The following is a 13,728-nucleotide window of genomic DNA, read 5'->3' as shown; positions in this document are numbered from 1 at the left end:
ATTAGTGCAATGAATCAATTTAAACCCTCTTATGCTTCTGGATAGTTTAGTTTATTTACTACTTGCTTATTCCGGAAAGTGACAGAAGAGGGATAATATCATGTCCGGATAAATAGTTATGATTCTCACAGTCATTGCACCCCACCCCTAACCCCTCCCCGCTCTTCGGGAGGGGAGACAAAGCATAGCTTTGGCGGGGTGGGGTTCTTCGGGTTTAATAAGTAATCAAGCGGACATGATATAACGACATTACAGGTGCACTATGAACAGCGTCGCCTGACCAAAAATTGTGTTTCCAACCCCGATTTGCGGCAAAATCTTAAGTACTATTGCTTATTGACTAATAGTATATAATTTAATCCTCTCACGAATACTGCATAGGCATGGCCCAACCCAGGTATCGCCGCGATTAATTATGTATTTTTTTATTAACATCTAACAAGTTTCCTCTTTTGGAAGCCTGTCTTCTCCTGTCGGAGACGCTACGCGAACGACACGCTCCCTCCGGGAACGGATCAAACAAACTTCACATTACCTGCTGCTTTCTGCAAATTCTTGACTATCAACGTATAAGTAATTACCGCAAATAAGTATTTATATATACAATAGTCAAAACAAATGTGAAGAGTATGCAAAGATGTGTCTTACAGTATGGACATCTCAGTAAATAGTCATATATGGTTATCACAGTGTTATTTAAATGTTTCATATTTTTAAGTTAAACACCCACGGGCAATAGCCCACAACGAGGGTATAAAAATACCTTTCTCTATGGGGTATAAAAATACCTTTTTCTATCAAGAATCAACTGTTTTATATTTTTAAGACAGTAGGACTTACTCATTGGCAAAAAAACCAAATTATTAAGTGTGGGTTTGAGGCATTTAAGCTTAAGTTCACAAAGCTTTTTCAGCGATGCCTGCATTGGGCTATGCTTAAGCTATTCTATCAAGGATGGTTAAAAAAAGCCTGAAATGAGCTATTTCAGTCAATCCACACGATTATGGATTTGTACAGTATGTGAGACATTGATACTTAAATAGATGCTACTTGCAAGCTGTCTAGCAGAGTGCATTTTCGAGAAAAATTACTCTCTCTCAAGGGTTACATAAAAGCAGACCGAAAGTTTCAACTCTCGGCGAGTTATTGTCCTCTAAAACAGCACTAACTGAGTGCTGAGAACTTACATAGTTACTGAATAAATCAATTATAGATAGGTAAAAATTATGGTAAATATCATTGGAAGTCACGGTAATGATACTCTATTGGGTGGTAAGAACGCAGATACGATTAAGAGTAAAGCAGGCAACGATACTATCGCGGGAAACACGGGCAATGACACTCTGACTGGTGGTGGTCACAAGGATAAATTTGTTTACAACTTGGGCGACGGCACTGATACTATTACTGATTTCGGTGGCATAGGTAAAGGAACAAACCCAACAGCAGCCGTAATTGCCGAACTGGATACCATCAAATTCCTTGGTGCTGACTTCACTGCCCAAAATCTGCTACTCACCCAAAACGGTAGCAGTCTGGAAATCACCTTTGATGGGGTAGATGATACAAAAGTCATCCTGCAAAACTTCAAGCTAGAAAACTTGGATAACCTGAAAGCTTCTGGAGTAAGACCAGCTCTTGGTAATATCCTCTTTGATGGGCAAACTAACATCACCGATAATTTCGATGTCTTCGATGCTGACTGTACTGATATTAAGCTGGGCACAAAGAACACAGTAACTTTTCTCAATGACCTCTCTAATAATATTACGGGTTTAGATAACTCGGATGATGTGGTCAATGGTCAAGGGGGTAATGACAAAATCGACGGCAAAAGTGGCAACGACTTGCTGCGGGGTGGTGCTGGCAATGATTCCCTAGACGGTGGTACGGGGAATGACCTACTGGAAGGCGATACAGGGAATGATACTCTCATTGATAGTGTGGGCAATAATACCCTTAACGGTGGCGCTGGTAACGATTACTTGAATATTGGCGTTTCAGCAGGTAATAACCTGCTTGATGGTGGCGATGGCAATGATACTCTCTCTGCCTCTGATAGCTACCGAAATGGCGCTTCTGGTAAGAGCACCCTCAAGGGTGGCGCTGGTGACGATTACTTGGATGCAATGTTTTCAAGAGGCAATCATCTGCTGGATGGTGGCGATAACAATGATACTCTTTCCGTCAATCTTGCTGTTGGGAATAATACCCTCAAGGGTGGCGCTGGTAACGATATCTTGACTGCTAACATTTCAACAGGCGCTAACCTGCTTGATGGTGGCGATGGCAATGATACTCTCTCCGCCTCTGACTTCGAGGGCTACAGGTATTGGAACACCACTGGCGATAACACCCTCAATGGTGGCGCTGGTAAGGATTACCTGAATGTTAACAATTCAGCAGGGGATAACCTACTGAATGGAGGCGATGGAAATGATACTCTCTTTGCCGATGGCTACGGCTACGGCTGGGGAGGAAATTATTTTGGTACCACTGGCAATAACACCCTCAATGGTGGCGCTGGTAAGGATAACTTGAATGTTGACTATTCATCAGGGGATAACCTACTGGATGGGGGTGATGGCAATGATACTCTCTTTGCCTCTGGCTACCAATACGACGACTACTCAGGCGACGATCAAGCTGTCTATCGTAGAGCATCTGGCAACAACACCCTCAACGGTGGCGCTGGTGCCGATAACTTAATTGTTGATTATTCAACAGGCAAGAACCTACTCTTTGGTGGCGATGGCAATGATACTCTCTCTGCATATAGCGCATTAGGTAATAACACTCTTGATGGTGGTTTTGGCAATGATATCCTGACAGGTGGCAAAGGTAATGATAGCCTCTATGGAGGAGGTGGTACTGATACCTTTGCTTTCAATAGTTACAATCAAGGCATCGATCGTCTTTATGACTTCAACGCCACTAATGAATTAATTCAGGTATCGGCTGCTGGTTTTTGTGGCGGTTTATCAAAAGGCTCACTCTCAGCTAGCCAGTTTACCCTCGGAACATCTGCAACGACAAGCAATCAGCGATTTATCTATGACAATATTACAGATGCACTGTATTTTGACCAAGATGGCAGTGCAGGTGGGTTTACTCAGGTAAAATTTGCACAACTATCTACTGGTGTAACACTAAGCAAAAACAATTTTGTGGTTGTTTAATCGAAGATTAGCGTGCCATCACTAAGTGGCACGGTTTGCAAGGCGCTTACAAGAGCAGCTTGCATTCAATTGTTCAATGCAACGCCGTCTTAACACAGAGTAGATGTTGGGTTTGGTTCCTAAACTTTCGGCATAGGTGCGGATGCTTTGCAAGTGTTTTTGGTTAAGTTGGATTGTGTCTGCGTTCTAATTCTTGCTATTTGTACAGTGTGTAAGACTTAGATTGTCTTAAATAGCTAGATAAGTGCTATTTGCTAGCTGGTAAACAGTTCGACTTTATCCAAAATTAAGAACTCTATTTTCTGGTGTTGCAGAGAAAGCGGGATGATTTGGCAACTTCTAAAATTCACCCCCTGCTTTCTCTGCCTCAAGAGCTTGCCCCAATTCATCCCACTGTTCTGCAACGCCGATTTTCTTTATTCGGCAAAAACCCTGGCTTTTTAGCAAATACTTTTTCACGTCACTGAACTCTCTATGAAGCCGAGAAAGAAAAACGACAGTCTCACAAAGGTTTCAGAGTTTGCCGCAGGCATCGCGTTTATAAAAAATGGATAAAGTCGAGAACAGGATGAATCTTCAAAGAAAAATTACTGTTCCTCAAGAGTGACATCAAGTATACCGAAAACCTTAGCTTTACCCAACTTCTTTGTGCCATAGAATAGCGCAAACAGCAGGTTGAAAACTGAAATTACTGAAAAAATCGATTTAGGTAGGTAAAAATTATGGCAAATATCATTGGAACTAACAGTAATGATACCCTACTGGGTAGTAACGGTGCAGATACGATTAATGGTAAGGCAGGTAACGATAACATCGTAGGGAACACGGGCAACGACACTTTGACTGGTGGAGGTGGTAAGGATAAATTTGTTTACAACTTCGGCGACGGTACTGATACTATTACTGATTTCGGTGGCATAGGTAAAGGAACAAACCCAACAGCAGCCGTAATTGCCGAAGTGGACACCATCAAATTCTTTGGTGCTAAGTTCACTGCCCGAAATCTGCTGCTCACCCAAAACGGCAGTAATTTGGAAATCACCTTTGATGGGGTAGATGGTACAAAGGTCATCCTGCAAAACTTCAAGTTAGAAAACTTGGAGAACCTGAAAGCTTCTGGAGGAATACCAGCTATTGGTAATATCTTGTTTGATGGGCAAACTAACATCACCGACAATTTTAATGTCCTCGATGCCGACTCTACTGATACTAGCTTGGGCATCAAGAACACGGTAACTTTTCTCAATGACCTCTCTAATAATATTACGGGTTTAGATAACTCGGATGATGTGGTCAATGGTCAGGGGGGTAATGACGAAATCGACGGCAAAAGTGGCAACGACTTGCTGCGGGGTGGTGCTGGCAATGATAATCTCATTGGTGGCGCGGGGAATAACACCCTCTACGGTGGTACTGGTGATGATTTCTTGAATGCTGACATTTCAACAGGCAATAACTTACTGGATGGTGGCACTGGTAAGGATTTCTTGAGTGCTAGAGATTCAACAGGCGATAACCTACTCTCTGGTGGGGATGGCAATGATGCGCTCATCCTTGCTAGCTCATACACTGGTGCCGTGTCTGGTAATAACACCCTCAAAGGTGGCGCTGGTGAAGATGACTTGGAAGTTGCAAATTTAACAGGCAATAACCTACTAGATGGTGGCGATGGCAATGACATTTTCATTTTAAACGAATTATCTACTGTCCTCTCCTCCTTAGTAACTCAAACGGTAGATGGAGGAACAGGCAACGACGATGTTTTGTACATCAATTTCTACTACGGCAATCCTACTGAGGCAATCACATCTGCTTTCAATGCCACTACTAACCAAAGCTCGATTACGGTGGGTACAAATCGGGTTAATTACAAAAATATCGAACGATTAGGTATCAGAGGTACGCTCTATGATGACAATATTGTCGGGAGCAATGGCAACGATACGCTCTATGGGGGCAGTAATGGCAGTGATACGATTATTGGCGCTGGAGGTAATGATTACTTGGATCTTGACGCTTCAACAGGTAAAAACCTGCTCTCTGGAGGCGATGGTAATGATACTCTCTTTGCCGATGGCTCGTTGAGATATTACCGTAAAGATTTAATCTCTGCCGATGCAATCTCTGGCAATAACACCCTTAACGGTGGTACTGGTAACGATACCTTGAATGTTAATTTTTCAACAGGTGATAACCTGCTCTCTGGAGGCGATGGCAATGATTCTCTCTCCGCTTCTGCCTACTTCGACAACTCTAAAGTCTATGCTGCTTCTGGTAATAACACCCTTAACGGTGGCGCTGGTAACGATACCTTGAGTGCTAGCAGTTCAACGGGAGATAACCTACTCTCTGGAGACGATGGGAATGATATCCTCACAGGTGGTAACGGTAATGATAGCCTTTATGGAGGAAATGGTATTGATACCTTTGCTTTCAATAGTTACAACCAAGGTGTCGATCGCCTTAATGACTTCAACGCCACTAATGAAGTGATTCAAGTATCGGCTACTGGTTTTGGTGGGGGATTGTCACCAGGTTCACTTTCAACTAGCCAGTTTACACTCGGAATATCTGCAACAGCGATCGCTCAACGATTTATTTATGACAATATTACAGGAGCATTGTATTTTGACCAAGATGGCAGTGCGTCTGGGTTTACTCAGGTAAAATTTGCACAACTATTGACTGGTGTGTCACTAACCAAAAACAATTTTGCGGTTGTTTAATCGAAATTAGCGTGCCATCACTAAGGGCACGAATTATGAGGTGCTCTTTTAAGTACCTCACAATTGGATTGTTCAATGCAATTAGTGTTAACAGGGAATATAGATGTTGGGTTTGGTTGTTTTAACTTTCTTCATAGGTGCGAATGGTTTGTAAGTGTTCTTAGCTAATACCATGTCCGCCTGATTAATTATGATTCGGTGCATCTGTGCAATAACCTGAAAACTCTTTCTCCCCCAGGTTCCTGCCGCCTTGGAGTCCTAATGATAAGTTTTTAACCGGACATAATATAAGTTGGCTCGTGCCTGCATTCTAGTTTTGGCAAGTTGTAGCGATTTCTGCTTGGATACAATACATGACCACGCGCAGGCTAGCAACAACCGCAGGCATCGCTGCCATCAAAAAGGAAAATATGTATTTTTTATCACTCCTTCAAGCATTTGCCTACTGCTTTGTGCTTTCTTATTGCCTAGAAGCTAGAAGAATATGAAGAATGTACAAAGTTCAGTAATTATATATACATTTGTCGGCAAATAATATGAAGAGTATGTAAAGAAGTTTATTTCAGTATAGACATCTAAGTAAGATATTGACTATGTAGTTATTTTGAGGTTATCCAGATATTCTCTATTTTCAAGCTAGATACCTACGGAGAGTAGCTCACAAGGAGGGCTTAAAATCTTTTTCTCTATCAAGAGTCAACTTTTTCCATTTTCAAGCTAGTAAGACTTAGGCGCTGACAAAAAACCAATATAAAGGGTGGGTTTTAGGCATTCAAGCTTGATTTTTTAATTATCTTTGTTCACTAATTTATATTGAACAAGGATGATTAAAAAAGCCTTAAATGAACAACTTTCATAAATACACACGCTCGTCAATTTGTACGGTGCTTAAGACTTAAATAGTTTGAGATATAGGACTAGTATTTTATTTTTGAAAAAACTCAGTACACATCTGTTCGCTTTTTTCAGGTTCTCTGTTTCCTGTTCGCTCCCTATGCAATTAAGTTCAGCAATCAAGTTGGATTCTTATAGTTTAGATAAGGTTACGCAAAAGCTTTTTCATAGGATAAATATTCAAGAAATATTACCGTTCCTCAAGGGTAACCAATAAATTATGCCGAAAACGTCAAATATCGGCAAATTTGTGTCTGCCAAAAGGGCGCTAAACTCAACGTTGAGAACTCAAGTTACTGAAAAAATTGATTTAGTCAGGTAAAAATTATGGCAAATATCATTGGAACCAACGGCTACGACTTACTACAGGGTAGTACTGGGAATGATACTCTCACTGGTGGTGAGGGAAATGATACCTTAACTGGGCGCGGTGGCAAGGATAAATTTGTTTACAACTTGGGCGACGGCACTGATACCATCACTGACTTTGGTGGCATAGGTAAAGGAACTAACCCGATAGCAGCAGTCATTGCTGAAGTGGACACGATCAAATTTCAGGGTGCAGGCTTAACTGCTCAAAATCTGCTGCTTACCCAGAATGGTAGCAATCTGGAAATCAGCTTTGAAGGAAATGCTGATGGCACAGTTATCCTGCAAAACTTCAAACTAGAAAACTTGGAGAATCTGAAACCTTCTGGAGCAAAACCAGCGATCGGTAATATCCTGTTTGATGGGCAAACTAGCATCACGGACAATTTTAATGTTCTGGATGCCAACTCTACTGAAACTAATCTGGGCATCAAGAACACGGTGACTTTCCTTAATGACCTCGACAACAACATTACGGGTTTAGACAACTCAAATGATGTCGTTAATGGTCAGGGGGGCAATGACCGCATCGATGGCTTGAGTGGCAACGACTTGCTGCGGGGTGGTGCGGGAAATGATACTCTCATTGGTGGTGCGGGAAATGACACCCTCATTGGTGGTACGGGAAATGACACCCTCGTTGGCGAGAATCTGCTTTCTGGGGGCAATGGCAGTGATTTTCTTTCCGTCTCTGGCTACAGTGCTTTCAGGTACGCAAACTACTATTACGACTCTCGTTCGTTTGGGAATAATACTCTCAACGGTGGCGCTGGTAACGATAACTTGAGTGCTAGTGGTTCAACAGGCAATAATCTGCTCTCTGGGGATGATGGCAATGATTCTCTCTCCATCTCTGGCTACTCGGAAGGAAGTAACTACGACGACTACGACTCTCGGTCATCTGGCAATAATACTCTCAATGGTGGTGCAGGAAAAGATACCTTGAGTGCTGGCGGTTCATCAGGCAATAATCTGCTCTCTGGGGGCGATGGCAATGATTATCTCTCCATCTCTGGCTACTACAAGTACACCCCCAACGAAGACCCGTATGAACCCCGCGATGTCTCCACCACATATGACTCTCGCTCGTCTGGCAATAACACTCTTAACGGTGGTACTGGTGACGATAACTTGAGTGCTAGCAATTCAAGAGGCAATAACCTATTGGATGGTGGCGCTGGCAATGATTATATCTCCGCCTCTAATGCCTCTGGTAAGAACACCCTTTATGGTGGCAATGGGAATGACACAATTTATGGTGGTTTGGGTAATGATATCCTTACAGGTGGCAACGGTAATGATAGCCTCTATGGAGGAAATGGGACTGATACCTTTGTTTTCAATAGTTACAAAGAAGGCATCGATCGCCTTTATGACTTTAACGCGACTAATGAACTGATTCAGGTATCGACTGCTGGTTTTGGTGGCGGTTTATCAAAAGGTTCACTTTCAACTAGTCAGTTTACCCTTGGAACATCTGCAACAGCGATCGCTCAACGATTTATCTATGACAATTCTACAGGTGGACTGTACTTTGACCAAGATGGCAATGCGGCTGGGTTTACTCAGGTAAAATTTGCCCAACTATCTGCTGGATTGTCCCTAACTAACAACAATTTTGTCGTTGTTTAATCGGGATTAGCGTTTCATTTCTTTAAGGGACTTGCAAAAAATAAATTATCCCAAATTATTTATAGATTTGTAGGGGCGCAAGGCCTTGCGCCCCTACGACGGGATATTTTTTTAACTGGAAGTCCCTAAGCAAGTATTGCGAGGTGTTATTTTCAGCACCTCGCATTTGATAAATCAATGCAATTCGCTAAAGTTGATTCCGGGCTTTGAGTTGCAGATATCGCTCAACCACCCGATCGGCAATTTGATTTGCTGGTGCATCTAGTACTAATACACCTTTTTGTTTCAACTGAGCAAATGCTACTTGTCGTTGCATTAATAAATCGAGTGCCACTGCACGGGCATAAGCATCTGTGACATCATTTGTAAAGGTGTGTGCCAGACGATCGACTTGCGGATCTCGCAGAGTTACGCAAAACGGGAGATAGCGGGGTGCTAGTTTGGAAAGTGCAGCTAGGAGTTCTGTAGAGGCGGTGACATCAACTAAGTCGGTAATCACGACTACCAGCGCCCTGCGAGTTTGTCGCTGCACAACATTTGTCACCGCCCCCAAATAATCAGATTCAAATAATACTGGTTGAATTGGTGTCAGGCGATCGATTAGCTGATTCAAATGATGTTGACCGCGTTCTGGGGGAATCCACGTATGCATCTGGCGGTCAAATACACCAACACCGACGCGATCGCCTCGATGTAATCCCGCTAATGCTAAGGATAAAGTTGCATTCAAACCCCAGTCAAATCGCTGCAAATTCTGCACCTTTGCTGTCATCAACCGTCCGCGATCGAGCAAGATTAGTAAAGTTTGTTCCTGTTCGGGTTCTAGAACCCTCACCAGTGGCATTGCATTACCATAAGCCCCAACCCGACGGGCGGTAGCTTTCCAATCAATAAACCGCAAATCGTCACCAGAGCGATAGTTCCGCAATTCGGCAAACTCTGTACCAATACCAGTTTGGCGAGATTGCCGCATCGATCCTGATGATTGCAATGTTAAACGAATTGTCAGCGATCGCAACCCAACTAAATCAGGATAAACTTTCACTCGCAGACTTTGGGGAATTTGCCAATCATCCCAAGCTAATCCCCAAATTCCCAACTGTCGAACTTGAATATTTCCCCAAGGAAACTCGCCGCGCTGTGTTGGGTTGACGGTATATGTCAATTCTTGAGTGGTATTACTGGGAACAATAGCCTGAAGTGTGGGTGCAGATATGCCAAACCCTGTTGGGTAGTAATCGCAGATTTCAATTAGGGCGTTGGTATTTAGCGATGTTACTTTTAGCACCACTGGATTATCCCGCCCAATGGATAATCGTGACGGTAATTCGCGGGTAATTTGCACGCGAGAACGGCGTACCTGCAAACCATCTACAACCATCAATCCGAGAACGATCGCATTAAATAGCACAATGATGGCGATGGTTGCTTTAATGCTGAAAAAAAGGCATAGGATCGGGGCGATCGCTATACCTAAAAACAGCAATAAATAAACTCGTTTGGAAGGAACCATTTTTGAGAGTGAGAAATTAGGAGAAGATTAGCTTAACCTACATCATCATGGGCAAAACGGTTAAAGAGGAAGTCTAGGGCATAATTACGTAGTTGATAGTATTGTGGATCTTCCATGATGCGGCTGCGATCGCGCGGACGAGAAAAGGGAATTTCCATAACTTCGCCAATTTTCGCATGGGGGCCGTTGGTCATCATTACCAATTTATCTGCTAAAAATAGTGCCTCGTCGATATCATGGGTAATCATCAGCACTGTACAACGGTTATCGCCCCAAATTTTCAGCAATTCTTCTTGTAATTCTTCTTTGGTGATGGCATCCAGCGCCCCAAAAGGTTCATCTAAAATTAAAACTTTCGGGCGAATCGCCAAGGCACGGGCGATAGAAACCCGTTGTCTCATCCCGCCTGACATTTGCATTGGTTTCTTTTCCATCGCATCAGCTAGTCCCACCATTGCTAGATGATCTCGGACAATCGCTCTTTTTTCAGCTTGTGGTTTGTTGGGATAAACGGCGTTAACAGCTAAGTAGATGTTTTCAAAAGCAGTCCGCCAAGGTAGCAAGGCATAGTTTTGGAAGACAACCATCCTGTCTGGGCCTGGCTTGGTGATTGGTTCTCCTTCGAGTAACACTTGGCCGGAGGTGGGAAAGTTAAAACCGGATACCATATTTAACAGCGTTGATTTGCCACAGCCAGAGTGGCCGATGAGGCAAATAAATTCCCCCTGTTCTACGTTGAGGTTAACGCCGTCGAGTACAGTGAAGGGGCCTTGCTTTGTCGGGTAGACTTTGGTAACGTCTTTAATTTCTAGGAAAGGTCTGCGACTGGTGGTTGCAGTGGCGAATGATTTTTCTAGTAGGTTTGTAGCTGTTGAGTTGCGGTTTTGCATGGTATTTGGTTATTAAAAAGTGCAAATCGATATTCTGACCTCTCTCCAAACCTCTCCCCTTCTAGGGGAGAGGCTTTGAATTTTCCCCCTTCCCTACAAGGGAAGGGGGTAGGGGGTTAGGTCTTTTATTGGTTTTTCCACATGACGTGAAAAGTTAGATCCTTAATGGAGTTCAAACACTCGTTGACGGAGATAAAAGGTGGATTCATCCAGTTCAAAGCCTCGTTAACAGAGTTCAAAGACTTGCGGGTGATGTGTTATTTCTCCCACTTCCTCTTTCTGTCACCATTTTTTTTATGACGCGAGTCTTCTTCTCGGTGCATCAAGAACAACTTCCGCGACTGAAAAATCACGTTTAATTTTCAAGCTGTTGAGATAAGCGATCGGATCGTCGGCGTTAAAGGGAGTACCATCGAACAGTTTGATCGGTTGGCGAATATAGCTAATATCCAAACCTAATTCACGTGCGGCGGTGCTAAAAACTCGCACTCGACACACCCGTTCCACAACTTCTACCCAATTTCTGGGGAAGGGAGTGTCACCCCAACGCGCCAATTGACTCATAATCCAAATTTGTTCGGTGCGGCTGGGGCGGTTAATGGCAGACTCAGAATAAAACTGGTGATGGGCATAGTCTTGCAACGGATGGTCTAAGTCACAGGTGAGATTATCTGGATCTTCGAGTTGAATGTATTCTAAATCAGTGCTGACGTACTCTCGCCCTGCTAAAATTTGGCGAATTTCTTGGGTATTTTCGGGATTTGCACAATACTGGCAAGCTTCTAACAAAGCTTTAGTTAAAGCAATGTGCGTATTTGGATAATTTTCTGCCCAATCTTCCCGCACACCAAGAACTTTACCGGGGTGTCCCAGCCAAACTTCTAAGTCAGTAGCGATGGTAAAACCGACATTTTCCACAGCCGCGCGGTAGTTCCAAGGTTCGCCGACGCAGTACCCATCAATGCTTCCGGCTTTTAAGTCGGCTACCATCTGCGCTGGGGGAATGGTCTTCATGTCCACATCGCTATCGGGGTCAATTCCACCAGCAGCTAGCCAGTAACGCAGCAGCAAGTTGTGCATAGAAGCAGGATGCACTACCCCCATTGTGTGCCTTTGTTCGTGGGTAAGAATCAGGTGATTTCTAAAGTCTGATAAGGTTTGCACGCCTTGGTCGTAAAAGCGTTTTGCCAAGGTGATGGCATTACCGTTGCGAGTCATGGTAAGGGCGGTGACAACGGGCAGAGCTTGGTTATTATGTCCTCCCAAAGTTAACCACATTGGCATTCCTGAAGGCATTTGAGCCGCATCTAAGTAACCACCACTTATGCCATCTTCTATACCCCGCCAGCTACTCTCCCGCACGAGGTTAACTTCATCTAAACCATGTTTGAGAAAGAAGCCTTTTTCTTTAGCAACTGCTAAGGGGGCGCAAGCTGTCAGAGGTAAAAAGCCAATTTCTAAGTTAACTTTTTCCAATCCATGACGGGCAATGTCGGCAGTTTTCCGCGCCCGAATTTTCTTGATGCGTTTCTGCTGATTGAGGAAGTAAATCATCTCACTCCGCAAGCTGTAGTAGCTGGGATGTTCTACCACTTCCATCCGCTTGCGGGGTCTGGGAATATCCACTTCTAAAATGTCACCAATTTTAGATTCGGGGCCGTTGGTTAGCATCACAATTCTGTCAGATAATAGCACCGCTTCATCCACATCATGTGTCACCATCACGGCGGTAACTTGATTTTCTTCGCAGATTTGCATCAGTTGTTCTTGCAAATTGCCGCGTGTGAGTGCATCTAATGCACCAAAGGGTTCATCTAGCAGCAGTAATTTGGGACGAATCGCTAAGGCGCGGGCGATCGCAACTCGCTGCTTTTGTCCACCTGATAACATTCCCGGTTGTTTATCAGCGTGGGGACGCAAACCCACCATATTTATATGTTTTTCGATAATGGCGTTGCGTTCGGCTGCGGGTGAACCTTTCATTACTGAGTCCACAGCGAGGGCAATATTTTCTCTTACCGTCCGCCAAGGTAATAGCGAATAATTTTGGAACACCACCATCCTGTCCGGGCCGGGTTTGGTGATTCTTTGTCCTTCGAGAGTGACAAGACCTTCAGTTGGCAAATCCAAACCCGCAATCATATTTAATAAGGTGGATTTGCCGCAACCAGAGTGACCAATTAAAGAAACAAATTCTCCTTTTTTAATTTGGAGATCGATTCCTTTTAAGGCGATATATTTGCCACCACCAGTTAATTCAAAAACTTTTTCAATTTGATCGACAGCTACGAACATCTTATTTGTCCTTTGTTATTTCTTGTTTGTTATTTGTCCTTGGTAAGTGGTCATTAGGTTGTGTTTTCAAACCTCTCTTTAAGCACCCTAGTCTTTGAAGATCCCCCCAACTCCCCTTAAAAAGGGGGGCTTTTAGAATTTCTTTCCCCCCCTTTTTAAGGGGGGTTAGGGGGGATCTCCGAGTTTGAAAACAGTCCCTAGTCCTTAGCTTTCTACAAATGACCAATGAC

General features: G+C 43.5%; 4 protein-coding genes and 2 pseudogenes. 3 read left to right on the top strand and 3 right to left on the bottom strand.

Annotation, left to right across the window (positions count from 1 at the left end; genetic code table 11):
* Positions 1 to 1,226: 1,226 nt before the first annotated feature.
* The 3 genes and pseudogenes from V7L01_RS00265 to V7L01_RS00255 all read left to right on the top strand — a co-directional run.
* The gene (locus V7L01_RS00265; RefSeq protein ID WP_335030860.1) at positions 1,227 to 3,179 is read left to right on the top strand and encodes a calcium-binding protein; all 1,953 of its coding nucleotides are present in this window, start codon (positions 1,227 to 1,229) and stop codon (positions 3,177 to 3,179) included.
* Between the two features lie 722 nt (positions 3,180 to 3,901).
* Positions 3,902 to 5,905: pseudogene (locus V7L01_RS00260) on the top strand (beta strand repeat-containing protein); the annotation flags it as partial.
* A 1,221-nt stretch (positions 5,906 to 7,126) separates the two neighbouring features.
* Positions 7,127 to 8,800, top strand: a pseudogene (locus tag V7L01_RS00255) (calcium-binding protein); the annotation flags it as partial.
* Positions 8,801 to 8,987: 187 nt separating this feature from the next.
* Here V7L01_RS00255 and V7L01_RS00250 read toward each other — a convergent pair.
* From V7L01_RS00250 to V7L01_RS00240, 3 genes are all read right to left on the bottom strand, one after another.
* Positions 8,988 to 10,313, bottom strand: coding sequence for a DUF58 domain-containing protein (locus tag V7L01_RS00250; RefSeq protein ID WP_335030856.1), 1,326 nt, complete (start codon positions 10,311 to 10,313; stop codon positions 8,988 to 8,990).
* A 32-nt stretch (positions 10,314 to 10,345) separates the two neighbouring features.
* Positions 10,346 to 11,203 (bottom strand): nitrate ABC transporter ATP-binding protein, encoded by an 858-nt coding sequence (locus V7L01_RS00245; RefSeq protein ID WP_335030854.1) that lies wholly within the window; start codon positions 11,201 to 11,203, stop codon positions 10,346 to 10,348.
* A 294-nt stretch (positions 11,204 to 11,497) separates the two neighbouring features.
* A complete protein-coding gene (locus V7L01_RS00240; RefSeq protein ID WP_335030853.1) occupies positions 11,498 to 13,498 on the bottom strand; it encodes an ABC transporter ATP-binding/substrate-binding protein in 2,001 nt (666 codons plus the stop codon).
* Between the last annotated feature and the right edge of the window lie 230 nt (positions 13,499 to 13,728).

The organism is Nostoc sp., from assembly GCF_036917095.1.
Classification (GTDB): Bacteria; Cyanobacteriota; Cyanobacteriia; order Cyanobacteriales; family Nostocaceae; genus Nostoc.
Note: the sequence above shows the minus strand (reverse complement) of the source record. Positions and strands in the feature narration are given on the sequence as shown.